General features: G+C 65.8%; 22 protein-coding genes. 6 read left to right on the top strand and 16 right to left on the bottom strand.

Going from position 1 to position 25,794, the window contains the following annotated elements; translation table 11 throughout:
* The 8 genes from R3P95_RS01840 to rimP all read right to left on the bottom strand — a co-directional run bounded on the left by R3P95_RS01840 (window position 1) and on the right by rimP (window position 8,372).
* Entirely contained in the window at window positions 1–1,329 is a 1,329-nt protein-coding gene (locus R3P95_RS01840; protein ID WP_094642139.1) for an MATE family efflux transporter, read from the bottom strand.
* The gene (locus tag R3P95_RS01835; protein WP_317547201.1) at window positions 1,326–2,324 is read right to left on the bottom strand and encodes a DHH family phosphoesterase; all 999 of its coding nucleotides are present in this window, start codon (window positions 2,322–2,324) and stop codon (window positions 1,326–1,328) included. Before R3P95_RS01835 ends, R3P95_RS01840 begins: the two co-directional genes overlap by 4 nt.
* Before the next feature lies 1 nt (window position 2,325).
* Window positions 2,326–2,826, bottom strand: coding sequence for a 30S ribosome-binding factor RbfA (gene rbfA / locus R3P95_RS01830; protein ID WP_094642414.1), 501 nt, complete (start codon window positions 2,824–2,826; stop codon window positions 2,326–2,328).
* A gap of 103 nt (window positions 2,827–2,929) precedes the next feature.
* Window positions 2,930–3,220 (bottom strand): DUF503 domain-containing protein, encoded by a 291-nt coding sequence (locus tag R3P95_RS01825; protein WP_068050194.1) that lies wholly within the window; start codon window positions 3,218–3,220, stop codon window positions 2,930–2,932.
* 154 nt (window positions 3,221–3,374) lie between these two features.
* Window positions 3,375–6,266, bottom strand: a complete 2,892-nt coding sequence (gene infB, locus R3P95_RS01820; protein WP_149405966.1) for a translation initiation factor IF-2 — start codon at window positions 6,264–6,266, stop codon at window positions 3,375–3,377.
* A gap of 97 nt (window positions 6,267–6,363) precedes the next feature.
* On the bottom strand, window positions 6,364–6,696 hold the full coding sequence (locus R3P95_RS01815; protein WP_188078631.1) for a YlxR family protein: 333 nt from the start codon (window positions 6,694–6,696) through the stop codon (window positions 6,364–6,366).
* A gap of 96 nt (window positions 6,697–6,792) precedes the next feature.
* Window positions 6,793–7,800: a transcription termination factor NusA gene (nusA, locus tag R3P95_RS01810; RefSeq protein WP_068050201.1), complete on the bottom strand. Its 1,008-nt coding sequence runs from the start codon at window positions 7,798–7,800 to the stop codon at window positions 6,793–6,795.
* Window positions 7,797–8,372 (bottom strand): ribosome maturation factor RimP, encoded by a 576-nt coding sequence (gene rimP, locus R3P95_RS01805; protein WP_149405967.1) that lies wholly within the window; start codon window positions 8,370–8,372, stop codon window positions 7,797–7,799. The genes nusA and rimP overlap by 4 nt, the downstream gene beginning before the upstream one ends.
* 168 nt (window positions 8,373–8,540) lie before the next feature.
* Here rimP and R3P95_RS01800 point away from each other — a divergent pair, with 168 nt between their 5' ends.
* A complete protein-coding gene (locus tag R3P95_RS01800; RefSeq protein WP_149405968.1) occupies window positions 8,541–9,044 on the top strand; it encodes a hypothetical protein in 504 nt (167 codons plus the stop codon).
* Window positions 9,041–9,481 carry a ferritin-like domain-containing protein gene (locus R3P95_RS01795; protein ID WP_094669830.1) on the top strand — a complete coding sequence of 147 codons (441 nt, stop codon included), beginning with the start codon at window positions 9,041–9,043 and terminating at the stop codon, window positions 9,479–9,481. Before R3P95_RS01800 ends, R3P95_RS01795 begins: the two co-directional genes overlap by 4 nt.
* Here the strand turns inward: R3P95_RS01795 and R3P95_RS01790 are convergent.
* Complete coding sequence (locus tag R3P95_RS01790) at window positions 9,444–10,898, bottom strand: DHA2 family efflux MFS transporter permease subunit (RefSeq protein WP_149405969.1); 1,455 nt, start codon at window positions 10,896–10,898, stop codon at window positions 9,444–9,446. The two genes, R3P95_RS01795 and R3P95_RS01790, sit on opposite strands and share 38 nt — an antisense overlap.
* 82 nt (window positions 10,899–10,980) lie before the next feature.
* Here R3P95_RS01790 and R3P95_RS01785 point away from each other — a divergent pair, with 82 nt between their 5' ends.
* The gene (locus tag R3P95_RS01785; RefSeq protein WP_262498350.1) at window positions 10,981–11,589 is read left to right on the top strand and encodes a TetR/AcrR family transcriptional regulator; all 609 of its coding nucleotides are present in this window, start codon (window positions 10,981–10,983) and stop codon (window positions 11,587–11,589) included.
* A gap of 9 nt (window positions 11,590–11,598) precedes the next feature.
* Here R3P95_RS01785 and R3P95_RS01780 read toward each other — a convergent pair whose 3' ends face one another.
* Both R3P95_RS01780 and R3P95_RS01775 read right to left on the bottom strand, forming a co-directional pair.
* A complete protein-coding gene (locus R3P95_RS01780; RefSeq protein WP_149405970.1) occupies window positions 11,599–13,338 on the bottom strand; it encodes an acyl-CoA dehydrogenase family protein in 1,740 nt (579 codons plus the stop codon).
* A gap of 60 nt (window positions 13,339–13,398) precedes the next feature.
* Complete coding sequence (locus R3P95_RS01775; RefSeq protein WP_149405971.1) at window positions 13,399–15,150, bottom strand: proline--tRNA ligase; 1,752 nt, start codon at window positions 15,148–15,150, stop codon at window positions 13,399–13,401.
* Between the two features lie 69 nt (window positions 15,151–15,219).
* Here R3P95_RS01775 and yaaA point away from each other — a divergent pair, with 69 nt between their 5' ends.
* The 3 genes from yaaA to mgtE are packed head-to-tail and all read left to right on the top strand — an operon-like array spanning window position 15,220 to window position 18,560.
* A complete protein-coding gene (gene yaaA / locus R3P95_RS01770; protein WP_149405972.1) occupies window positions 15,220–15,963 on the top strand; it encodes a peroxide stress protein YaaA in 744 nt (247 codons plus the stop codon).
* Window positions 15,960–17,171, top strand: a complete 1,212-nt coding sequence (locus R3P95_RS01765) for a DUF2786 domain-containing protein (RefSeq protein WP_149405973.1) — start codon at window positions 15,960–15,962, stop codon at window positions 17,169–17,171. Before yaaA ends, R3P95_RS01765 begins: the two co-directional genes overlap by 4 nt.
* Window positions 17,172–17,213: 42 nt before the next feature.
* Window positions 17,214–18,560 (top strand): magnesium transporter, encoded by a 1,347-nt coding sequence (gene mgtE, locus R3P95_RS01760; protein ID WP_317547199.1) that lies wholly within the window; start codon window positions 17,214–17,216, stop codon window positions 18,558–18,560.
* A 13-nt stretch (window positions 18,561–18,573) separates the two neighbouring features.
* Here the strand turns inward: mgtE and R3P95_RS01755 are convergent, their stop codons facing one another.
* The 5 genes from R3P95_RS01755 to R3P95_RS01735 are packed head-to-tail and all read right to left on the bottom strand — an operon-like array spanning window position 18,574 to window position 25,792.
* Window positions 18,574–20,061, bottom strand: coding sequence for an MFS transporter (locus tag R3P95_RS01755; RefSeq protein ID WP_317547322.1), 1,488 nt, complete (start codon window positions 20,059–20,061; stop codon window positions 18,574–18,576).
* Between the two features lie 7 nt (window positions 20,062–20,068).
* Window positions 20,069–21,349 carry a uroporphyrinogen-III C-methyltransferase gene (gene cobA / locus R3P95_RS01750; RefSeq protein WP_149405975.1) on the bottom strand — a complete coding sequence of 427 codons (1,281 nt, stop codon included), beginning with the start codon at window positions 21,347–21,349 and terminating at the stop codon, window positions 20,069–20,071.
* Entirely contained in the window at window positions 21,316–22,998 is a 1,683-nt protein-coding gene (locus tag R3P95_RS01745; RefSeq protein WP_317547198.1) for an ATP-binding cassette domain-containing protein, read from the bottom strand. Before R3P95_RS01745 ends, cobA begins: the two co-directional genes overlap by 34 nt.
* Before the next feature lie 52 nt (window positions 22,999–23,050).
* On the bottom strand, window positions 23,051–24,718 hold the full coding sequence (locus tag R3P95_RS01740) for a DUF7800 domain-containing protein (RefSeq protein ID WP_317547197.1): 1,668 nt from the start codon (window positions 24,716–24,718) through the stop codon (window positions 23,051–23,053).
* Between the two features lie 57 nt (window positions 24,719–24,775).
* The gene (locus tag R3P95_RS01735; RefSeq protein ID WP_317547196.1) at window positions 24,776–25,792 is read right to left on the bottom strand and encodes a zinc-binding alcohol dehydrogenase family protein; all 1,017 of its coding nucleotides are present in this window, start codon (window positions 25,790–25,792) and stop codon (window positions 24,776–24,778) included.
* Between the last annotated feature and the right edge of the window lie 2 nt (window positions 25,793–25,794).

The raw sequence follows: 25,794 nt of genomic DNA, 5'->3' as shown, positions 1-25,794 counted from the left end.
CTATCGGCGGAGTTGGCGATCGCTGCCGATCACCAGCCACTTTCCGGACAGTACCCGGCCTGCGACTGCAAGCATCCGCAGTGCGACGAAGACGCCGAGCCCTGTCCAGATCCCTACCAGTCCCCAGTCGAACACCAGAGCCGACCAGATGAACGGCAGAAAGCCCACGACGGCGCAGGCCATGGTCGCGTTTCTCAGAAATGCAGCGTCGCCGCTGCCGAGCAGCACACCGTCCAACGCGAACACCACGCCGGCAATGGGGATGATCGCGACGAAGATCCACCAGATCGCATGCATCTCGTCGATGACCGATGCGTCGGTGGTGAACAGATCCGGCACGAACGAACGCCCGACGGCGAACACGCCGGCGAGAACGACCGCGAACACCGTCGACCACGCTGTCAATCGCCACGCCAGGGCGCGCGCATCGTCGATCCTGCTCGCACCCAGGGCGGCTCCGACCAGGGTCTGAGCGGCGATTGCCAGTGAATCGAGCATCAACGACACCAGGTTCCACATGTGCAGAACCACCTGGTTGGCGGCGACCGAGGCGGCGCCGAACCTCGACGCGACCGCAGCGGCGGACAGAAAACAGGCCTGGAATGCCAAACTGCGCACGATCAGGTCGCGGCCCAGCACCAGTTGTGCGCGCATCACCGACCAATGCGGGCGCAATTCGGTGCTCGCCCGCACGACTGCGCCGACGAACAGCGCACCGGCGACGCCCTGGCCGATCACGTTCGCCACGGCCGATCCCACCAGCCCGAGCCGTGGGAATCCCAGCAACCCGTGGACCAGGAGGGGGCACAACACCGCTGATACACCGAAGCCGAACACGACGAAACGTAGTGGCGTCACCGTGTTCTGAACTCCACGCATCCATCCGTTTCCGGCCAGCGAAACCAGGATGAACGGCACACCCAGCAGAGCCACGCGCAGCCACGCGACGGCCTCGGCAGCGATGTCCCCGCCCCCGGTCAGCACCGAGACCACGGGCTCGGCGGCGAGCTGCATCACCGCGACGATGGCGATACCGATCGCGAAGGCCAACCACGTCGCCTGCACACCCTCACCGACGGCGTCGCGTTCGCGGCCTGCACCGTGCATGCGAGCCGCTCGCGCGGTCGTGCCGTAGGACAGGAACGTCAGCTGCGTGCTGACCTGGGCCAACACGAGCCCACCGATGGCCAGGCCGGCGAGGGCGAGCGCGCCGAGCCGGCCGACCACGGCGGCGTCGAACAACAGGTACAGGGGCTCGGCAGCGAGGACGCCGAGAGAGGGCAACGAGAGACCGAGGATCTTTCGAGCCGTGACCGGGGTGGAACTCACGACGCCGACAGGGCCTCACGCAGCGCATCGATCACGTCGGGCAGGTCGCCGGTCGCGGTGTAGCCGGCTGCATTGCGGTGCCCGCCACCGCCGAGCGCGCACGCCACCGCCGACACGTCGACCTCGGTCTTCGAGCGCAGAGAGACCACCCAGACCGACCCGAAATCCTGTTGCTTGAGTACCGCGGCGACCTCGGCCTCGGAGGTGGTGCGCACGATGTCGATCACGCTCTCGATCTCCTCGGACCGCAGTCCGGCCGAATCCTCGCTCCTGATGACGGCGTACACCAGCCCTCGTCCGTCGGCTGCGTCGGGAAGCAACGATGCCGAACCGAGCACCGACCCGAGCATCGGCAACCAGTCGAACGGGTGAGTGTCGAGCAGCTTGCGGGCGATGTGAGCCCCGTCGATCCCCGTGGCCAACAGTCTCTCGGCCAACAGATGAGAACCCGGGCGAACCCAGCGGAACGAACCGGTGTCGGTGACCAGACCCGCGAACAGCAGGTGGGCCAGATCGGCATCGATCTCGACGCCCCACCGATCGAACAGCCGCGCGATGACGGCGGTGGTGGACTCAGCAGACGCGTGCACCACGTTCAGCGTTCCGAATCGTGTGTTGCTGCGGTGATGATCGATGACGAGGCTGGCCGACGCCGTATCGAGTCGGTCGCCCAGCGAACCCAGCCGACCCCTGCTTCCGGCGTCGACCGTGACCACCAGGTCGACGGACTCGCTGACCTCGTCTGCGTCGACGAGAAGGTGTCTACCGGGTAATTCGTCCATCGACTCGGGCAGGGACGCCGGTGCTGCGAATGCCACCTGGACGGTCGCGCCGCGACGTTCGAGCACCGAACCGAGCGCAAGCCCACTACCGATCGTGTCGGCATCGGGTTGAACATGACACAGCACGGTCACCGAGGATGCACGTTCGAGCATCTCGATCGCCCGCGCCAGATCCTCGTCGGTCTCCGACACTGCCTCCGAACCGTCGGACATGTCAGTCGGCTTCGGCGGGCTCGACGCCTGCAGGAGTGGAGCCTGCGGAATGACCATCTGTGTCTGCGACTTCGCGTGGAGCTTTGTACGGGTCCGGGTCCCCGGCGGGCTTGGCGTTCGCACGCGCGCGGGCCAGTTCTTCGTCGGCCACGCGGGCGCGTTCGAGCAGGTCTTCCATGTGGCGTGCGGTGTCGGGCACCGTGTCGGTCACGAACGTCAACGTCGGCGTGTACCGCACACCCGTTCCGGCTCCGACCTTCGAGCGCAGCACACCCTTGGCCTTCTCCAGGCCTGCCGCAGCGGCCTGCAGATCGGGCGGTGTATCGAGGTCTTCACCCATCACGGTGTAGTACACCGTGGCGTCGTGCAGGTCGGCAGTCACCTTGGTATCGGTGATGGTCACGAATGCCAGCCGTGGATCCTTGATCTCGTGATCGATCGCCGTTGCAACGATGGCGGCGATTCGCTTGGACAACTTTCGAGCCCTGGCCTGATCCACCACGACAATCACACTCCTCTTTCATGGCCGAACGTCGATTCTGTTCCGACGTGGCGGCGGTTGTGCACTTCTCGTCCGCCGAGCAGCGCTCGGCGGACTTCCCGGATCAATCCTCGGGTCCGAAGATTCTCCGGCGTACTGCCAACAGTTCCAGATCGTGGCGTTCGGCGACATGCCGTTCGCACTCGTCCAGTTTGTCGTGCAGTAGGTCGACGTCGGTACCGGCCGCGGCAACCCCCAGCAGGGACCGCCGAATACGTTCTCGCTCACCGGTTTCGGCAGCCGAGACTCCCAGCCGTTGCAGATCACCGAGCACCGGTTCCACCATCGACCGTTTCTCGGCGAGCGAACGCACATCCCCCAACAACACGTCCAACTCCAGAGCACCCAGATACACGCTGACGTCCTTCGATCAGCTTCGACGACAAAGCCGGTGGCGGTACATCTGTCGTACCACCACCGGCTCGAAAGTCGGAGCGCAGTGTCACTCCCCTGGCTTCACCACCGAGCCGACGCGACCGGGTGCGGAGCCGAAAGGCTCCGCATCCGTTCTAGTCGCGCGGCTTTTCACGGAGCTCGTACGCCTCGATGACATCGCCCACCTTGATGTCGGAGTACGTCACCGTCAAACCACATTCGTAGCCCTCGCGGACCTCCGTCGCGTCGTCCTTCTCGCGACGGAGCGAGGAGATCGTGACGGTTTCCGCGACAACGGCGCTGTCTCGGATGAGTCGCGCCTTGGCGTTGCGACGGATCGTACCGGAGGTGACGAGGCAACCGGCGATGTTTCCGACCTTGGAGGAACGGAACAGCGCGCGGATCTCGGCCTGCCCGAGGGCAACCTCTTCGTACACCGGCTTGAGCATGCCCTTGAGGGCCTTCTCGATCTCGTCGATGGCCTGGTAGATCACCGAGTAGTACCGGATGTCGACGCCTTCACGGTTGGCCAGCTCGGTGGCTTTGCCCTCCGCTCGAACGTTGAAGCCGATGATGATCGCGTTGGATGCCGACGCCAGGTTGACGTTGGTCTCCGTGACGCCACCGACACCGCGGTCGATGACGCGCAGTTCGACCTCGTCGTCGATCTCGATTCCGAGCAGCGCCTCTTCGAGCGCTTCCACGGTTCCCGAGTTGTCACCCTTGAGGATCAAGTTCAGCTGCGAAGTCTCCTTCAGAGCTGCATCGAGATCGTCGAGGCTGATGCGCTTGCGGCTCTTGGCTGCCAGAGCGTTGCGCTTGCGCGCATTTCGACGGTCGGCGATCTGTCGAGCGATTCGGTCCTCGTCGACCACCAGAAGGTTGTCGCCTGCACCGGGCACCGACGTGAAGCCGATGACCTGCACGGGACGGGACGGCATCGCCTCGGTGACGTCCTCGCCGTGCTCGTCGACCATGCGACGAACGCGTCCGTATGCGTCACCGGCGACGATCGAGTCACCGACACGCAACGTTCCGCGAGCGATGAGCACGGTCGCGACCGGGCCGCGACCACGGTCGAGGTGTGCCTCGATGGCGACACCCTGAGCGTCCATGTCCGGGTTGGCGCGCAGATCGAGCGACGCGTCGGCCGTCAGCAGCACCGCTTCGAGGAGGGCATCGATGTTGGTGCCCTGCTTGGCGGAGATGTCGACGAACATCGTCTCGCCGCCGTATTCCTCGGCGACCAGACCGTATTCGGTGAGCTGCTGCCGGATCTTGTCCGGGTTCGCGCCCTCCTTGTCGATCTTGTTCACCGCGACCACGATCGGCACGTCGGCTGCCTGTGCGTGGTTGATGGCCTCCACCGTCTGCGGCATGACGCCGTCGTCGGCTGCGACCACCAGGATCGCGAGGTCGGTGGCCTTGGCACCACGGGCACGCATGGCCGTGAAGGCCTCGTGACCGGGGGTGTCGATGAACGTCACGAGACGCTCGTTGCCTTCGAGCTCGGTCAGCACCTGGTACGCACCGATGTGCTGCGTGATTCCGCCGGCCTCGCCTTCGCGCACCGTGGTGTTGCGAATCGAGTCCAACAGTCGCGTCTTACCGTGATCGACGTGGCCCATGACGGTGACCACCGGGGGACGCTGCTCCAGATCGTCCTCGCCGCCGGCATCCTCGCCGTAGGTGAGATCGAACGAGTCGAGCAGCTCACGATCTTCGTCCTCGGGACTGACGACCTGAACGACGTAGTTCATCTCTCCGCCGAGAAGCTCCAGCGTCTCGTCGTTGACGGACTGCGTCGCGGTGACCATCTCACCGAGGTTGAACAGGGCTTGCACCAGTGCAGCTGGGTTCGCGTCGATCTTGTCCGCGAAGTCCGACAGCGATGCGCCGCGGGCGAGACGAATGGTCTCACCGTTGCCGCGGGGCAGCCTGACGCCGCCGACTGCGGGAGCCTGCATGCTCTCGTACTCGGCGCGCTTCGCCCGCTTCGACTTGCGACCACGACGAACTGCTCCGCCGGGACGACCGAATGCACCTGCTGCTGCGCCGCGCTGACCGGGGCGTCCACCGCCACCGGGACGACCGCGGAAACCACCTGCGGGAGCGCCGCCTGCGGGAGCACCACCGGGAGCGCCGGGAGCGCCGCCGCCGCGGTAGCCACCGCCACCGCCGCCGCCCGGGCGTCCGCCCGGAGCGCCACCGGGACGACCGGGACGACCTGCTGCGGGGCCGGGACGTGCCGAACGGGTCGGCATGGCACCGGGGTTGGGGCGAGGAGGCATCGAGCCGGGGCTCGGACGAGGTCCGGCCTGGCCCGGTGCGGGACGGGGCCCACCCTGCCCTGGAGCCGGACGACTGCCACCGGACGGTGTTGCGGGACGAGGCCCACCTTGTCCGGGAGCGGGGCGTCCGCCACCGGGGCGCGGAGCACCGGGAGCGGGCCGAGGAGCAGGGCGCTCCACGGGAGCCGAGGAGTACGGGTTGTTACCGACACGCGGAGCCTTGGGGCCGGGCTTGGGGCCGGGACCTGCGGGCTTCGGAGCGGCCGGGGCCGGTGCAGCGTCGCTGGTGGCAGCCGACGCGGCGGGAGCCTGCTCGACCGGAGCGGCCGGAGCTGCAGGCTCGGGGGTAGGCGCTGCGGGGGCCGGAGCCGGAGTCGCGGGTGCAGCGGGTGCTGCCTCCACGGGAGCCTGCGCTGCGGGTGCTTCCGGCTCTGCCGGACGCGGTGCCGGCTTGGGGCCGGGACGAGGTCCGCCCGGTTTCGCGGCACCCGGCTTCGCGGTGCTGCTCGCTGCCCGATCGGCCGCTGCGCGACCGTTCGGTGCAGCTGCGGCCGGTGCCGACGCGTCCGTGTTCTCGGACGGGAAGGACTCACGCAGTCGACGCGCCACGGGGGCTTCGACTGTGGATGATGCGGACTTGACGAACTCGCCTTGCTCTTTGAGCCGTGCGAGTAGTTCCTTACTGGTGACACCGAGTTCTTTTGCCAACTCGTGCACGCGGGCCTTGCCTGCCACTGCTCTCCTCACTGAGAGGCCGAGCGAGGCTTGGTGCCCGCACGACCTCGGGTTATCTCCGATGGACGTTCATCGTTGGTGCTTCACGGTGTGCTCATCAGTGCTGTTGCCTGTTCTTGTCGACGGGTGTTGCTCTTGTCGTGTACTCGGCCTGCAGCTGTTCGTGCTCGTCGAGCACGGCTGTCACTGCGGACGATTCCACATTTCCCGATATCCGAAACGCACGACCGAAGACTCGGCGTCGTTCCGCATTGTGCAGGCACTCTCGGCTGTAGTGCAACCACGCACCACGGCCGGACATCGAATGCCGGACATCGGGGACGAGAGCGAATTCGTGCGAACCAGCTTCTCGAACCACGATCCTCAACAGATCGGCGGCCGGCACTCGCTCCCTGCACCCGATGCATGTACGAATCGGCCGGCTTGTCACTACCGGATACTCGCGTTCATGCCCCTGGGCGGAGAGGTCGTTACCGAACCATCGACCACTCTACCGCTGTATTGCCCCGAACTCCGCATTCCGGCCCTACGCGCTGGTCGTCTCGGGTGCCGCCGCATCGCTGCGGATGTCGATGCGCCAACCGGTCAATCGAGCAGCCAGTCGAGCGTTCTGCCCTTCCTTGCCGATGGCCAGAGAGAGCTGGTACTCGGGAACCACGACACGGGCCGCACGGGCAACCGCGTCGACGACGGTCACCGAGACGACCTTCGACGGGGACAGTGCATTCCCGACGAACGTGGCCGGGTCCTCGTCGAAGTCGATGATGTCGATCTTCTCGCCTGCCAGTTCGCTCATCACGTTGCGCACGCGCTGACCCATCGGTCCGATGCAGGCACCCTTGGCGTTGAGCCCGGACACGGTGGACGCGACGGCGATCTTCGAGCGGTGCCCCGACTCGCGAGCCACTGCCACGATGTCGACCGAGCCGTCGGCGATCTCGGGAACCTCGAGGGCGAACAGCTTGCGCACCAGATTCGGGTGCGTGCGCGAGAGCGTGATCTGCGGACCCCGATTGCCCCGGGCAACTCCGACGACGTAGCACTTGATGCGCTCGCCGTGCTCGTAGCTCTCGCCCGGCACCTGCTCTGCGGGCGGCAGCAGGCCGTCGGCTCCGTTGGCGTCACTTCCGATACGGACGATCACGGTGCCCTTCGCATTGGCACGCGTGTCGCGCTGGATCACACCGTTGACGATCTCACCCTCGTGCGTGGAGTACTCACCGAACGACCGCTCGTGCTCGGCGTCGCGCAGGCGCTGCAGGATGACCTGACGCGCCGTGGTTGCCGCGATGCGTCCGAAGCCTTCCGGGGTGTCGTCCCATTCGGAGATCAGATTGCCGTCGGCGTCGAGTTCCTTGGCCATCACCCGAACGGAGCCGGTCTTGCGATCGACGTCGATCCACGCGTTGGACTGGTGCCCCTCGGTGTGCCGGTAGGCCGTCAGCAACGCGGTCTGGATCGTCGAGATCACCATCTCGATCGGAATTCCTTTGTCCGCCTCGATGGCACGCAATGCGGCTATGTCGATATTCACTTGTCCGACCCTTCTTCCGGTGCTTCCACGTCCACGATCTCATCGGTGTTCGCGGGTGACGGCCTACTGCCGACCACACCACCCGCCAGGTCCATCTCTTCGGCACTCGGCCGCGAGAACTCCACCTGTACAACAGCTTTCACAACATCGGACAAGGCAACGGGGCGAGTCGACAGCACACCCTTGTCCTTGATCACCACGGTGACCGAATCGCCGTCGAGCACCCCGACGCGACCGTCGAACTTGCCGTCGGCCAGTTCGATACGCACTTTGCGTCCGCGAGCCCGACGCCAATGCCGTGCTTCGGTCAGTGGGCGGTCGATTCCGGGGGTGGTGACTTCCAACGTGTACGGAGCTTCCCCGAAATCCGTCACGGCATCGAAGGCATCCGAGATCTCGCGGCTCAGTTCCGGGAGAGCGTCGAGGTCGATTCCCTCTTCGCGATCGACCATGATCCGCACTGCACTGTGCTTTCCTGCGGCGACGACGTTCACGTCTTCGAGGTCGTAACCCCATTCTCGAACGAGGTCGGCGAGCAGTTCGACAACCCTTTCCTTGGACGGAACAGGCATGTCGCGAACTCCTCGTGTGTAGTTGTGGGCGATCCGGCGTACGGCAGCCGGACTGCGTTTGGTGAACCAACAGCCTACCGCCCCGCAGGCAGTGCTCGTGACCACGATCGGCCGACGCGACACACGGGCACGGCACGTGCGAGCGCCGCGGTCTGGCACGATATCGGAGTGCCAACGCCGACCGTCCCCTTCGCGCTCAGTCGCCGCGGGTTGTTCCGACTCGCCGGCGTCGCTGCTCTGTCCGCGGCCACCGTGTCGAGCGTTGCGGCCTGCGGTCAGGAGACGATCTCGGGTCCTGCCCTCGACACCTTGACTGCGCAGTTGCGCGCTGCCCGCGCCGACGCCGCGGATGCCACCGCGGCCGCGACGGTGATCGCCGACTACGCCGCCGCCCTGGGGATCGTTGCGGCGCAGCGAACCGAGCACGCCGATGCGCTCGACACCGAGATCGCCCGCGCCACCGGTGCCTCGACCGAGACGTCGTCGGTCACGGCCACCACGACACCCGTTCCCACGACGCCGCCGCCCGATCTCGCCGCCGTGCGAGAGATGTTGACGGCCTCCGCTCGCAGCGCGGCAGATGCGGCTCGCAACGAAAGCGGTTACCGAGCAGGCCTTCTCGGTTCCATCAGCGCCTCGTGCACGGTCTCGGCCCTGGTGGTGCTGGCATGAGCGATCTCGGCCCGGAACAGCAAGGCCTCGTCGACGCACTGGCCGCCGAGTATGCGGCGGTGTTCGCCTACGGCGTCGTCGCGGCATTCTCCAATCCCACGCGCGCAGATCTGGTTGCGTCGAACACTGCCGCCCACCGCGCGCGTCGAGACGCGACCATCGATGCACTCCGGGCGGCGAGTGTCACTGTGCCGCTGCCCGATCCGGCGTATGCGTCCCCGTTCCCGGTGACCGACGCGATCTCGGCCGCGCAGTTGGCCGCGCAAGCCGAGATCGACACCAGCATCGCGTGGCGTTCGCTGATCGAACGCAGCAGGTCGGGAGCGACCCGCGACATGGGTGTTCAAGCGCTGACCGACGCCGCGATTCGCCTCGCGACGTGGCAGCAAATTCTGGGAGTCAGTCCGTCGTCGACGGCATTTCCCGGCCAACCGTGAGCACCTGTGCCGATCCGACGGAACGCCCCGGCATGAACAACGCCGCCACCAGTCCGATCGCCACTGCCCCAGCGCCGACGAGCAGAGCGGGTGCCAAGGCGTCGGTGTAACCGGTGGGCGTCAGTGATCCACCGGCTCCGATGAACACCGCTGTCAATACCGCGATGCCGAGTGCGATACCCACCTCCCGCACAGTGGAGTTCGCACTGCTGGCGGTGGCATGATCGTCGTCCTTCATGTCCCGCAGCACTGCGGTGGCGGACGGAGCGAACGTCAGCCCCATGCCCACTCCCGCCATCAGCAGGGCCGGGACCATCGACGAATACTCGGTGTCGGGTCCCAGAATCAGCGCCATCCACACGAGCGAGACCGACTGCAGCGACAGGCCGCCGACCAACAGCCCACGCAGTCCGACGCGCTCGGCAAGCAGACCTGCGATCGGTGCGACCACCATCGGTGCGGCGGTCCACGGCAGCGTGCGTAGGCCCGCCTGGAACGGCGTGTAGTTCATCACGATCTGAAGGTATTGCGCGAGGAGGAACACCGCCCCGAACATGCCGAGCGAGAACGTGATTCCGATGATGTTGGCGATGGTGAAGCTGCGCGAACGAAAGAGTGCGAGCGGCAGTACCGAGTGTCGGGTGCGCGAGGCGCGCAGAACGAACGCCACGAGCAGCACCGCCGAGCCGATGAAACCGGCGAGCACCGTGGCCGACGCCCACCCGTCGTCGTTGCCGTGGACCACCGCCCACACCAGGAGGAAAACACCGCCGCCTGCGAGGACCACGCCGGGCAGATCGAGCGGTTGGATGCGCCCTGCTGTTTCCTTCAGCGCGACGTACGCCAGCGGAACTGCGACGAGGGCCACCGGAACGTTGATCCAGAAGATCGCCTGCCAGGAAATCCCGTCGACGACGGCTCCGCCGACCACCGGTCCCAGCGCGACGCCGAGTCCGGAGACTCCACCCCATATCCCGATTGCCATCGCGCGCTTGCCCACCGGTACCACCGCGGCGAGCAACGCCAGGGACAACGGCATGATCGCGGCGGCACCGATTCCCTGCACGGCGCGCGCGGCGATGAGTATCGCTGGACTCGCAGCGAGCGCGCTGGCCACCGAGGCAAGAGTGAAGACCGCGATGCCGCCGAGGAATACCGCGCGCCTGCCCCACCTGTCGCCGAGCGTCGCCGCCGTCAGCATGAAGGTGGCGAAGCTGAGGGTGTACGCGTTGAGGAACCACTGCAGTTGTCCGACAGAGGCGTTCAGGTCCTGCTGGATGACCGGTAGTGCGCTGGTCATCACCAGATTGTCGAGGGTTGCCATGAACATCGGCAGGGATGCTGCGAGGATGCCGAGCCACACGGGAACGTTCCGAGTGGCGGGCTGCACTGCAGGTGGAGAGTCTGTGGCGGTCATTGCGGTCGTCCCGTCTCGCGCTTGTAAGCATCGAATGATTACTTATTCGAGACCGTAAGTTATCAACTGATAACCTGTCAACATGTCCGACCCGTCAGCGCCCAAGCCCAGAGCCACCCGCATGGATGCGGCCGACCGCCGAGAGCTCGTGCTCGACGCAGCGATGCGCGCGTTCGCGCGCGGGGGTTACGCCGGCACCAGTACCGATGCGGTCGCGAAGGAAGCGGGCGTCTCTCAGCCGTATGTGGTCCGCATGTTCGGCACCAAGGTCGAGTTGTTTCGTCTGGTGTTCCAACGCTCCGTCGACGGCATCATGGCCGCGTTCGATGCCGTGCTGGCAGCGGGCCCGCTCGACCCCGACGACGACAGCACCTGGGCGAATCTCGGTTCCGCCTATGCCGATCTGGTGGCCGATCGCGACCTGTTGATGGTCATGATGCACGGATTCGGCGCAGGCTCGGTACCCGAGATCGGCCGGGCAGCCCGGGAGGGAATGGGCGCCATCTACAGCCAGATACGTGCCGGCACAGGTTGTTCCGAGGATCAGGCACGGCAGTTCATCGCGCACGGGATGCTGCTCAACGTCCTCATGTCGATGCAGGCGCTCGAGCATCCGAACGACAGCGCCGGACTGCACGAGATGACGGTGTGCGCGTTCGGAACCAATCTGGTCCCGGCCGATCCCGGCTGAGCGTCGGCGCTAGGGACGCATCTCGTACCGACCGTCGTACGAGACGACCTCGTTCCACACCGTCTCGAAACGCCCCGCGTCGACCGCCGGCTTGCGAATCGAATCGAGCGCCCACTGCTGTTGCGCTCCAGTCGATGACGGCTTCCCGTACAGCGCGACGGCATAGCCGGAGAAGTCTCTGATCTGGAAGTCGAAGATCTGGTCCATCATCTCGGACGAGATCTCGTCGGCCTGCTCGAGCAGAAGGTGACCGTAGACCACGAGCGAGAACAGGTGACCCACCACCAGCAGGAAATCGAGGTCCTTCTGTTGGGACTCGTCGGGCGCACACTCGGCGAGGAACGAGGTGAATGCCTGTGCCTGCTCGTAGAAGCGTCCCACGTTGGGGATTCCGGAGTGCTTCTCGTACAACGGCTTCCAGTCGTGGAACCGCACCGAACTCGCACCGCGGGCCGGCCCCTGGGCGAAGAAGAAGCTGTCGTCGACCGGCTCGGTTCGGGTACCGACGTCCGGATAGTCGGTGGGCGAGAACATGTAGGCCGGCATGAATTTGAGCATCAGCGCCACGTTGACGTGCACCGTGCCCTCGAGCTTGGGCAGTGTTCCGATCAGCTGGGCGGCTTCGCGGAAGTAGGTATTCTTCTCGTAGCCCTTGGCCGCGATGACGTCGTGCAGCAGCCGCACGACCGTTTCACCCTCCGAGGTCACCTTCGCCTTCGTCATCGGGTTGAACAGCAGGTAGCGCCGGTCCTCGGGCCCTGCGGCACGGAAGTAGTCCAGTGCCCGCGCGCTGAAGAGCTTCATCGCGATCAAGCGGGAATAGGCATCGACGAACGCACTGCGCACGTGCGGAAAGTCGGTGACCCGATTGCCGTACAGAATTCTGTTGTTCGCATGCGTGATCGCCTCGTGGAAGGCGTGCTCACAGATGCCGATGGATCCAGTGCACAGGTTGAACTTTCCGACGTTGACCGTGTTGAGAGCTGCCGAGAACGCGTCGGCACCGGTGTGCAGGATGTCCTGTCGCCGGACGGGGTAGTTCTCGAGCGCGAACGTGCTGACGTACATCTGACCGTGAACGACGCTCTCGCGGAGCCGATAGGCCGGGTGCGCACTGTCGGCCACGAAGAACACGTACGAATCGGGTCCTTCGACGTCGGTACGTCGGCCGAACACCGAGACCATGTTCGCCACGTTGCCGTTTCCGATGTAGTACTTCTCCCCCGACGCGGTGAACTCGAGCTCGGAGTCCTCGGTCGCGGGCGTCAACAGCATGTCGGTGGAGTAGACGTCGGCTCCGTGCGCGCGCTCGGACAGACCGAACGCCATCACCCCGCCGCGGTCCAGCTCGCGTGCGGCGCGGCGTTTGGCGTCGTCGTTGGCGCTCATCCAGATGGGACCGAGACCCAACACGGTGACCTGCCAGGTGTACCAGTAGGCCAGACCGTAGAACCCGAGAACCTCGCTCAGCGCGGCATTGCGGGCGGCGTCCCAGCGCGTGTTCGGCGACCCGTCCGTATAGGCGGCAGGCGTGGAGAACGTCGCGAACAACTTCTGCTCGGCGACGAATTCCAGAAAATCCGCCGGCCATACGCTGTCGAGATCGTCCGCCAACAGCCTGCCTTTGCCGCGACTCTCGAACCAGTCGATCAGTGCACGCAATTGTCGGCGAGAATCCTCGTCGAGCTCGGCCGGATCGAAGGTTGTGGGATCGAACAGCGCAAAGTGAGACACGTGATGACCTCTCATAGTCGTTGACCCGAAGCTACCAGCGGGTAAACAACCGCGCAGAGAGATCGCGAGACTCCTCTACGGAGTGCGGCGCACGGCCTTCACGATCTCCCCGACCGCCGAGTCGATGTCCAGCTCGCGACTCTCACCGGAGAAGCGATCGCGAATCTCGACCTTGCCGTCGGCCCAGCCACGGCCGAGAACGACCACCAGCGGGACGCCGATCAGTTCCGAGTCCTTGAACTTCACTCCTGGTGAGGCCTTGCGATCATCGAAGAGCACCTCGATTCCCTGCGTATCGAGTTGTGTCGCAATCGATTCCGCACCGGCGCGAGCCGCGTCGTCCTTGTTGGCGATCACCAGATGGACATCGGCGGGCGCAACCTCCGACGGCCATCGCAGACCCTTGTCGTCGTGCATCTGCTCGGCGATCACGGCGACCAGACGGGAGACGCCCACACCGTACGAACCCTGAGTCAGGCGAACCGGCTTGCCGGTCTCACCGAGGACGTCGACCGAGAACGCATCGGTGTACTTGTAGCCGAGCTGGAAGATGTGCCCGATCTCGATTCCGCGAGCACTGACGAGTGGGCCGCGACCGTCGGGAGACATGTCGCCGTCGCGCACCTCGGCTGCTTCGATGGTGCCGTCGGGGACGAAATCGCGACCGGCGACGAGGTTCACCACGTGCTTGCCCTTGACGTCCGCGCCGGTGATCCACGACGTTCCGTCGACGACCCTCGGGTCGACGAGGTAGCGAACACCGTTGGCCTGCAACGCGCGGGGCCCGATGTACCCCTTGACGAGGAACGGATTGGCAGCGAAGTCCGCGTCGGTCAACAGGGCGAACTCGGCAGGCTCCAGGGACGCTTCGAGGCGCTTCTCGTCGACCTCTCGGTCACCGGGCAGACCGACGGCGAGCAGTTCCCACTCCCCTTCTGCGTTGCGCACCTTGAGCAGAATGTTCTTGAGCGTGTCCGCGCCGGTGACGGTGCGTCCGAGATCCGCGGAGTTGGCCCACTCCACCAGGGTCGCGATGGTCGGGGTGTCGCCGGTCTCGTGGTCGACGGCGGCCGGCTGTCCCTCGATGGGCTGCGGCGCCGGTGCCGGAGTGGTGACGGCCTCGACGTTGGCCGCGTATCCCGATTCGATGCAGCGCACGTAGGTGTCCTCGCCGATGTCGCTCTCGGCCAGGAATTCCTCGGAGGCACTGCCTCCCATGGCACCGGACGTCGCGGCGACGATGACGTAGCTGACACCGAGGCGGGCGAAGATGCGCTGGTACGCCTCGCGGTGGGCGGCGTAGGACTTCTTCAGTCCGTCCTCGTCCATGTCGAAGGAGTACGAGTCCTTCATCACGAATTCGCGGCCACGCAGAATGCCGGCGCGGGGACGTTCCTCGTCGCGGTACTTGGTCTGAATCTGATACAGCGTGACCGGCAGGTCCTTGTACGAGTTGTATTCGGCCTTGACCGTCAACGCGAACAATTCCTCGTGGGTGGGACCGAGCAGCATGTCGTTGCCCTTGCGGTCCTGCAGCCGGAACAACGCGTCGCCGTATTCGGTCCACCGATTGGTGGTCTCGTACGGCTCGCGCGGCAGCAGTGCGGGCAGAGAAATCTCCTGCGCACCGATGGCGTTCATCTCCTCGCGCACGACGCGCTCGACCTGCCGCAGCACCCGCAGACCCAGCGGCAACCAGGAGTAGACGCCAGGCGCGATACGACGGACATAGCCGGCGCGGACCAACAGCTTGTGGCTGTCGACCTCGGCGTCGGCGGGGTCGTCGCGAAGGGTACGAAGGAACAACTGCGAAAGACGGGTGATCACGGGTTGTCAGACTAGTCGCTCACGCAGTGCCTGTGAGCAGGCGGCCGTACAGTGAGTAGCCTCGTGCCCGTGCTGATTCTGCTGCCTCCCTCCGAGACGAAGTCCGACGGCGGTTCCGGAGCACCTCTCGATCTGGACCGACTGTCGTTGCCCACGTTGACACCGCTCCGCCGAAAGCTCGCCGACGCGCTGGTGGAACTCGCCGGCGACGTCGATGCATCGATCGCGGCGCTCGGCCTCGGCCCCACCCAGAAGGACGAGATCGAACGCAACGCCCGAGTGTGGACCTCACCGACCACACCTGCGCTGCAGCGGTACACCGGCGTGCTCTACGACGCCCTCGATGCGGCGTCGTTCACTCGGGCCGGTCGCGCCCGAGCGGACGCGCGGCTGTGGATCGGCTCGGCCCTGTTCGGAGCCGTCCGTGCCTGCGACCCGATTCCGTACTACCGACTCTCCGGTGGATCGACCGTTCCGAATTTCGGCACCCTGCGCTCACACTGGAAGCCCGAGCTCTCCGACGCCATCGACGCCGAGGACGAGGGGATCGTCGTCGACCTCCGATCCGGCACCTACCAGCAGCTCGGTCCCGTCCCCGGTGCGATCACCGCCACGGTGCTCACCGAGAAGCCCGACGGCACCCGTTCGGTGGTGAGCCACTTCAACAAGCACCACAAGGGCCTGCTGGCACGCGCGTTGACTCTGACCACCGCCGAGCCGAAGGACGCGAAAGCCGTTGCGCGCGTGGCGTCCAAGGCCGGACTGCGAGTCGAAGTGGCATCGAGCACCGAATTGATCGTGCTCACCGAATGAGCGAGATTCCTGGACTGCTCCGCCGCGGCGCCGACGCCTCGGTCGGCAAGACCAAGAGCCAACGCATCGCCGACGACGTCGCAGATCGACTGGTCTCGATGGACGCGACCGAACTCGGCTCTCGCGCGCTGACGAACATGATCGAGACGATGTACGAAAACGGTTGGCAGCCCATGGATCTGGTGCACGTCGTGCGGCGTCAGCACACGGTGGCAGTGGCCGATCTCGCTGCCGCGGTACTGCTGCATCAGGCCGATCTCGCCGACGCGGACTCGCGGGCTCCACAGGACTGGGTGGATCAGATGTCCACGATCTGCGAGCAGTTCCCGAAGGTTGCGGCCCGGGTCGAGGCCACGCCCGATTTCCTGACCGCGTACCTGACCTCTTCCGGTAAGACCGATTACATCGCGGCCAGTGATCAGTGGCTCGACGTACTCACCCTGCTCGGTCGATGGCAGACACTCCCCCGGTGGCCTCAGCTCGGCCCGAAGCCGTCCCAGTGGCCGCGCACTCGTCCTACGGTGACCGGTGTCGCCGGCTCCGACTCCCCGAACACCAAGATGCTGAGCAAGATTCGCGGGCTACTGGCCAAGGCCGACGCCACGGACTTCGAGGAGGAGGCCGAGACGCTGACGGCCAAAGCCCAGGAGTTGATGACGCGCTACTCCATCGACACCATGTTGCTCTCGCAGGGCCACATCGATATTCACGGCCGACGCGTTCATGTCGACGGCCCGCATGCCCCGGCCAAGGCGCAGCTGTTGCACGTCGTCGGAACCGCCAACCGCGTCAAAGCGATCTGGGACCAGGAGTTCGCCGTCGCAACCCTGGTCGGAGCGCCGGTGGACGTGGAACAGACCGAGTTGCTGTTCACCTCTCTGCTCGTTCAGGCCACACGCGCCCTCGGGCATTCACCGCAGGCGAAGAAGCGCAAGAAGGCCGGATCGGCGGCGTTCGGCAAAGCATTCCTGTACGCGTACGCCGTCCGTATCGGAGACCGCCTCACCGACGCCGATGCGAACGCCCTCGAGGAGGCGAGTCACGAATCCGGTGATCTACTACCGATACTCGCCGCTCAGACCGTCGCCGTCGAAGCCGAATTCGATCGACTGTTCCCGACGGCGAAGCCGATGCGCGGCCCACGCCTGGACGCCGAGGGATGGGATTCGGGCCAGGCTGCGGCGGATCGGGCCGATCTCTCGCGCTGAGGTGTGGGAGTCGACTGTCGATCCGCAAGGCAAAATGGTTCCGTGCCGGAAACTCTCGACGACATCATGACGCGAACGTCCGAACTCCTCACCGCCCGTGACATGGCCGCACTGTCCACTCTGATGGGTGAGCTGTCGACGACCGATGCGGTGCGCATGCTCGAGCGGGTCGACTCGTCTCGACGCGCGGTGTTGTTTCGTCTTCTGCCCAAGGACGAGGCCGTAACGGCCTTCGAGCGATTCGACGCCACCGTTCGCGGCGAGTTGTTCGAGAGTCTGCGCAGCGACGACGTGATCGCGCTGTTCGAGGATCTCGACCCGGACGACCGCGTCGAGCTGCTCGACGAACTCCCCTCCAATGTCGCGCATCGGCTGCTGGTGGGCCTGTCTCCCGACGAGCGCGCACTCACCGCGCCCATGCTGGGGTACGACCGCGGGTCGGTCGGCCGCCGGATGAGCCCGGAGTTCGTTCGACTGCGGACTGCAGCGACCGCCGCCGACGCACTCGTCGCCGTGCGGCGCACCGGCTCGGACGCCGAGTCGGTGTACCTGTTGCCGATCACCGACGATGACCGAACTCTGCTGGGGGTGGTGACCCTCGCCGACCTGGCGACCGCGGCACCGAGCACCCCGGTCGGCGACCTGTACTCGGATCATCCTGTGGTCGAGGCCGATTCGTCGGCGGAGGAGGCCGCACGACTGTGCTTCGAGCACCGCAGTCCTGCGGTGGTGGTGGTCGATTCCGAGCAACGGCTGATCGGCATTCTCACACTCGAGCAGTCCTCACGAATCCTGGAGGAAGCCGAGGACGAGGACGCCGCCCGCGCCGGTGGCTCGGAGCCGCTGCGCCGGCCATATCTGTCGACGCCGGTGCTGTCCATCGTTCGCTCGCGCGTGGTGTGGTTGCTGGTGTTGGCGCTGTCGGCCATCCTCACGGTGCAGGTTCTCGAGATCTTCGAGCACGCACTCGCCGCAGTCGTCACTCTCGCGCTGTTCATTCCGCTGCTGACCGGGACCGGCGGCAATACCGGCTCCCAGGCCGCGACCACTGTCACGCGGGCACTCGCACTGGGCGACGTGCGACCGCGCGACATCGCCGCCGTGCTGTTTCGCGAGGTTCGCGTCGGCGCGACGATGGGTGCGATGCTCGGCACCCTGGGTTTCGTCATCGCCGGACTCGTCTACGACTGGCACCTCGGGGTCGTCATCGGTACGACGCTGCTGTCGATCTGCACTCTCGCAGCCACGGTCGGCGGTGCAATGCCGCTGATCGCCAAGAAGATCGGGGTGGACCCGGCGGTCTTCTCGACGCCCTTCATCTCCACCTTTTGCGACGCGACGGGGTTGATCGTCTACTTCCTCATCGCCAAGGCCGTACTGGGCGTGTGATCGGCCCTGCTCGTCAGCACTTCTGGGCGTCTTCCTGAGCGGCCTGCGCCTGCGCGACCTGCTGCGGCGTGAATCGAATGAACACCGCAGCGATTCCCGCGACCACGGCGCAGACTGCGCAGCAGAAAAGCGCGAACATGTAGCCCGAGCTCAACGCGTCGAGTTGGCTGTCGTTCATCAACGTTGCCGGTCCGGAGATGCCACCGAGAGACAATGTTCGAGAGGTGACCAACGCGCCGATCACGGCGAGCGCCAGCGGTCCGCCGAGGGTCTGGGCAACCAGGGCGATAGCGGTCAACGGGCCGATCTCGGTGGGGCTGACTCCGGCGATGGCGCACAGCGGAAGCGGCACGACCGTCAGGCCGACGCCGAATCCGATACCGATGACGGGGAAGAACAGTCCGGGGAAGTACGACGAGTCCGCGTTCATCGTCGCGACCGACACCATCAGCCACCCGACCATGATGACGGCACCGCTCAGAATCAACCACCGTGGGGCGATGCGCGTCACCAGCTGCGAGGCCAGGAATGCGGCGGCACCGAGTCCGAAGGCGAACGGCACGAACGCCAGGCCCGCGTGCAATGGGCTGTATCCCAGGATGTCCTGGACGAACAGTGCCACGTAGGCGGCGAGGCAGAACATCACGCCACCGGCGAAGAAGATGGCCACGAACGTCGCTACCCGGTCTCGGCTGCCGAACAGCGAGAACGGCAGCAATGGATTGTCGGCGCGGCGCTCGACCAGCAGGAACAGCCCGAGGAAGAGCAGTCCGGCGATCAGCGAGACGATGACGATCGGATTGGTCCAGCCGAGTTCGGTGCCCTCGCTCAGAGCGAGCACCACTCCGGTGCAGCCGAGCGTCGCCAGAATCGCTCCCGGCACGTCGAGCGGTAGCTTTGCCCCCACCGTCTCCTGCAGAGACACGACTGCGAGCACCACGATGACGACACCGATCGGCACGTTGATCAGGAAGATCCACCGCCACGACACCTCGGTCAGCGCACCGCCGATGATCAGGCCTGCGATGGAGCCGACACCGGTCATGGCCGCGTAGATCGCGATGGCCTGGTTTCGTACCGGGCCCGGCGCGAAGGTGGTCGCCACCAACGCGAACGCCGTGGGCGACGCCACCGCGGCTCCGACGCCCTGGAGCGCGCGCGCCGCTACCAGCGTTGCCTCGTTGACCGCGAGCCCGCACAGCAGGGATGCGATGGTGAACAGCACGACGCCGGCCAGGAACATCTTCTTGCGACCGAATGCGTCACCGAGTCTGCCGCCGAGGAGCATGAGCCCGCCGAAGGCGAGGGCATACGACGTGAGCACCCAGTTGCGTCCGGCATCGGAAAGGCCCAGATCCGCCTGCAACGGAGCAAGTGCCAGATTGGCCACGGTGCCGTCGAGCACCACCATCAACTGCAGACCACTCAGGACGATGATCGCCAACCCGAATGCTCTGGTCGTCACCGGGTATTTGATCTCGGTGGTGGACGTATCGGACATCGAGGACTCAGGCACGAGTCTTCACGTTACCGGCGTGCACAGAGAAACCGGCAACGGTCCCGATAACGACGATCGCGGGAGGCCTGATCCCCGCTTCGCGAACGGCGTCGGCGACGGTGCTCAACGTCGCTCGAACCTCGCGCTGAGTACGCATGGTGCCCTCCTGTACGACGATGACCGGGGTATCGGACGCCCGGCCGCCCGCGATGAGTACGTCGGCGAACTGCCCGATCCGTTCGACGGCCATGAGCAGGACGATGGTGCCCTTGAGTTTGGCCAACGCGTCCCAGTCGACGAGCGAATCGGGATGGTCGGGTGCCACGTGGCCGCTGACAACGACGAACTCGTGGGTGACGGCGCGATGCGTCACCGGGATCCCGGCGGACGAGGGCACCGAAATGGCGCTGGTGATGCCGGGCACCACGGTGACCGGAATTCCCTCGGCAGCGAGCGCTTCGAGTTCTTCGTATCCCCTACCGAACACGTAGGGGTCGCCGCCCTTGAGTCGGACGACGAACTTGCCTGCCTTCGCCCCGTCGATCAGCGCCTGGTTGATCGCCTCCTGCGCCATCGCGCGGCCGTACGGAATCTTCGAGGCATCGATGACCTCCACGTGCGGGCCCAGTTCGGCCAGCAGCTCGGGCGGCGCGAGCCGATCGGCCACCACGACATCGGCATAGGCGAGCAGCCTGCGCCCGCGGACGGTGATGAGGTCCGGATCGCCGGGTCCGCCACCGACCAGCGCGACGCCCGTCAACGGCGCACGGTCCGAGTCGGCGACCACACCGGACTGCAGGGCTTCTATGACGGCATTGCGTACCGCGGCCGATCGACGGTGCTCACCGCCGGCGAGCACTCCGAGGGTCAGCCCGTCCCATTCGGCGGACGCCGGGGTGACCGCGGTGCCGTCCTTGGCGATGTCGGCTCGCACACAGAAGATCTTGGACGCGGTGGCCTCGGCGACGATGGCGATGTTGGTCGCGGCCTCGTCGGTGCACGCGACGGCGTACCAGGCGTCGGCGAGGTCGCCCACGCGATAGTCACGCAACTCCATGGTCACCTGACCGGCAGTTGCCATCGCCTCCACAGCGGGCGTGGCCTCCCGAGTGATGACGTGAACCACGGCACCGCAGGAGATGAGCAGCGGCAATCGGCGCTGCGCGACGGTGCCGCCACCGACCACGACGACGCGTCGACCTTCCAGATTGAGGCCGACCAGATAGGGAGAGTCAGTCGCGTTCACGAGAGGAAACGCTACCGCGCGCGCTGCACCCGCTTCTCGTCCCATACGGGCTCGTTCGATTCGTAGGCCTGACCAGTGCTGCCGAACACGAGGAATCGGTCGAAGCTGCGCGCGAACCAGCGGTCGTGGGTCACGGCGATGACGGTGCCGTCGAACGCGGCGATGGCGTCTTCGAGTGCGTCGGCGGACATCAGGTCGAGGTTGTCGGTCGGCTCGTCCAGCAGCAACAGGGTGGCCCCGGAGAGTTCGAGCAGCAGAATCTGTACGCGCGCCTGCTGGCCACCGGAAAGATTGTCGTAGGACTGTTCGGCGGCTCGGGCCAGACCGTAACGGTCCAGTGCCCGGCCTGCGGCCTCCCGGCCCATGCCGTCGCGGTGTTCGTTGCCCATGTGCAGGATGTCGAGGAGTGTGTTGCCCGCGAGATCGGGCCGAGTGTGGGTCTGCGCGAACAGGCCGGGCCGAACGCGGGCGCCGAGCACCGCGGTGCCGGTGTGCGGAACGGGATCGAGTGCCAGTTCCTGAACCGGCTCGTGCTCCTTCTCCGGATCGGTTCCACCGTTGGCGAGCAAACGCAGGAAGTGCGATTTGCCGGAACCGTTGGAGCCCAGCACGGCGACGCGGTCTCCGTACCAGATCTCGGTGTCGAAGGGCTTCATCAGTCCGGTCAGTTCCAGTGCCGTACACACCAACGCGCGCTTGGCTGTGCGGCCGCCGCGCAGACGAACGGTGACGTGCTGCTTCAACGGCACCGCTTCCGGCGGTCCGGCCTCCTCGAACTTCGCCAATCGAGTCTGGGACGCGTGATAGCGCGCAGCGACCCCGTCGTTGAACTTGGCCTTCTCCCGCAGGCGCAGCACCAGTGCACGGAGTTTGACGAGTTCCTCGTCCCACCGCCGTCGCAGTTCGTCGAGCCGAGCATTCCGGTCCTCACGCGCGGCGTGATACGTCGCGAACCCGCCGCCGTGCACCCAGGAAGTGGCACCGCTGACGCCCGGTTCCAGCGTCACGATCCGATTCGCGGCGTTGGCGATGAGCTCCCGGTCGTGACTGATGAACAGGACGGACTTGTCGGAATCACGAATGGTCGCTTCGAGCCAACGCTTGCCCGGCACATCGAGGTAGTTGTCCGGTTCGTCGAGAAGCAACAGATTGTCCGAGCCCGCGAACAACGCTTCGAGCACCAGGCGCTTCTGCTCACCGCCACTGAGAGTCGATGCAGCGCGCCACTTCGCGCGGTCGAACGGCATTCCGAGGGCCGCCGTGGTGACCTTGTCCCAGAACGGTTCGAGGTCGTAACCGCCGACATCGCCCCAATCCGACAGGGCCTGCGCGTATTTCATCTGGGTCTTCTCGTCGTCGACCTCGATCATCGTGTTCTCGGCGGTGTCGAGGGCAGCGGCGGCCGTCCGCACGGCCGGGGACGCAACCGACAGCAGCAGATCACGCACTGTCGAGTCGTCTCGTAGCTGGCCGACGACCTGCCGCATCACTCCGAGCGAGCCCGAACTCGACACCGATCCCTCGTCGGGGGTCTCGTCACCCGCGATGATGCGCGTCAGCGTGGTCTTACCGGTTCCGTTGGGCCCGATGAGGGCGGTCTTGGCACCGTCGCCGACACGAAACCCGACACCGTTGAGCAACTGCCGCCCGTCGGGCAGGAAGTAGACGATGTCGTTGAGTTCGAGGTGGGCCACAACGAACCAGCCAACCTCATCGGCCCGGCTATGGCCAATCGTTTACCGTTCGCTAGGGGAGGGCCAGGGTCGACGTCTCGGTGAGCACCTGCTTGCCCGCATCGTCGACGTGAGCATGGTGCACCCGCAACCGGGCGGAGTCGCCGTGCAGAGTCAGCAGCATGACGCCGTTGGCGAACCATGGCCCGGCCTCGGCCTCCCATTCGACACCGGAGGGGCCCACGTGGGCAGCGCGCGCCAGCTTCGACAGAATTCGGGCGGCGGGACGCTTGATGGCCAGCTTGTTGACCGCGCGAATCGGCAGATCGAGCGGATTGCGGAACGGAGACATGGTGAGCTGATACGTGGCCGGTACATCGCGCCCGCCGACACCGAAGTCCGCGTTCGCCACGTAGGAACAGTGCACGTCTCCGGACAGCCACATGATCGAGGCGGGTTTGTTCTCGCCGCGGGAGAGCTCACGCGTCAGAGCGGCCATGTCGTTGAACGAGTTGGTGAAAGCGGCCCAGTGTTCGAGATCGAGACCGATCCGCATCTTCTCGGCCACCTTGGCCGACATCGACCCCCAACTGCCCTGCGCCACAGCCTCGTTCCACTGTTCCAGGTAGTGCAGCGCGGGCAGCATGAGGTAGGGCAACGACGATCCGAACAGCAGATGCCGCGGAGTGGTCTCGAGCGCGCGTTCACGTACCCACGCCCACTCCTTCTCGTCGACCATTTCTCTGTTGTCCGGATCCAGGTTTCGAGAGCAGCGCGAATCGATCATGATCAGCCGCGTGTCGCCGAAGTCGCGGTAGAAGCTCCAGCGTCCGGTCTCGGGCCGCCGGTCGACTCGTAAAGCGAAGTCTGACAACAACTTCTCGCGCTCTGCGTCACTGGCGGCCGATCGTACCGCGGCATACATCTCGTCCTGCGCAAGTTCCTTGGGCGAGAGGTTGCCCAAGTGCTGATACACCCAGTACGACGAATACGCCCCGACCACTCGGTCGTTCCACCAGGGCCGCGTCACGATGTCTCCACGCCAAGAAGCGGAGGAATTCCAGTCGTCGCGCAGGTCGTGGTCGTCGAGGATCATGCACGACGGGATGCTCGCCAACAGTGTCCGCACCGGCTCGAGTCCCCAGGACTCTCGGTACAGCCACGAGTACTCCTCGAAGTCGCAGATCTCGTTCTCCGCGTCGGTACCGACGGCACTGCGCGGACCCTCGCCGGACCGACGCCGCGCCTGCAGCCGTTCGACGATCTCCGGCGACGGATCGTCGGCGTAGACCTGATCGCCCAGGAGCAGCAAGGCCTGCGGCCACCGGCTCGGGCCCTCCTCGATCAGCGCGTTCCCGAGCCCGGCCAACGCGTCGGCTCCGATCTCCTTCAAGGATTCGTCGCTGTAGTTGTCACCTCGCCGACAGGATCCGAATGCCAGCGTGACAGGTCCTTCGGCGTCGACCGTGTGAATGGCCGCCCTTCTGCCATCCGGGGGCCACACTCGACGCTCGTCGACGAACACCTCGTAGTGCACCGGAGAGTTGGCGGGCAGACCTTCGAGTGGCACCAGCGCATAGTGGTGTCCGTGCACGCCCCACGTTCGTTCTTCTGCGCGGACGCCGACGTCGGTCACGACCGATACGGTCGACGATTCGGCCATCTCGAACCACAGGGTCGCAGTCTCGGTGCCGACGTACCGGACGATCGGGCCGAGCAGGACAAGGCTGTCGGAAGTCATTGGATCCACATTGCCTGCGTCGGCCCGCTTTCGCCAGTCAGTGGCGCGGATCGGTCCTCACGAGCGGGCTGCGATCACAACCTTTCCCCGTACGTGCCCGGTCTCGACCAACCGATGCGCTTCGCGAAGCTGCTCGGCATCGATCGGAGACAGAACCGTCGTGACAGTGGTGCGCACCGAACCCGCATCGACGAGCTCGGCCACTCTGGTCAGTAGCTCGTGCTGGCGAATCAGATCCGGCGTGTCGTGCATCGGACGCGCGAACATGAACTCCCAGTGCCACGAGATCGCCTTCGTCTTGAGCGGCAGAACGTCGAGCGTCTCCGGATCGTCGATCGCCACGATCTGACCGAACGGCGTCAACAGGTCCGCGTAGATCTCGACCTGCCCGGAGGAATGAGCAGTGAACACGTAATCGACACCGTCGGGTGCTACTCGGCGTACTTCCTCCCGAAGATCGCGTCGGTGATTCACCACCTCGGCCGCACCGAGAGAACGGACCCACTCCACGGCGTCCTCGTCCGCTGCCGTCGCGATCACGCGGACACCAGGAACGAGAGCCCGAACCAGCTGCAGCACAACGGATCCCACACCCCCGGTGGCGCCCACCATCAGCAAAGTTCCGGTGGTCTCGGCAGTGATGCGGAGCTTGTCGAACAGACCTTCCCAGGCAGTGATCGCAGTCAGCGGCAATGCCGCAGCCTGTGCGAAATCGAGGGTGGTCGGCTTCTTCGCCACGATGCGTTCGTCCACTGCATGGAACTGCGAGTTCGTTCCGGGTCTGCCGATGTCGCCCGCGTAATAGACCTCGTCGCCGGGCGCGAACATGGTGACGTCGGCACCGACAGCGCGCACCACACCGGCGGCGTCGAACCCGAAGACCTTCCGGGTGCCCTGCGGATCGTTGCCGGCGCGGACCTTGACGTCCACCGGATTCACCGACACGGCGCGCACGTCGACCAGAAGATCGCGTGGGCGCACGGTGGGCAGGTCGAGGACCACATCCGTCAGGCTGGCGGGATCGTCGATCGGAAGCGAGCGGGTGTAGGCAACGGCTTTCATCGTCTCGGTCATAC

This window comes from Rhodococcus cercidiphylli (assembly GCF_033042225.1).
Classification (GTDB): domain Bacteria; phylum Actinomycetota; class Actinomycetes; order Mycobacteriales; family Mycobacteriaceae; genus Rhodococcoides.
The sequence above is the reverse complement of the archived record's forward strand: the minus strand, read 5'-3'. Positions and strand labels throughout refer to the sequence as shown.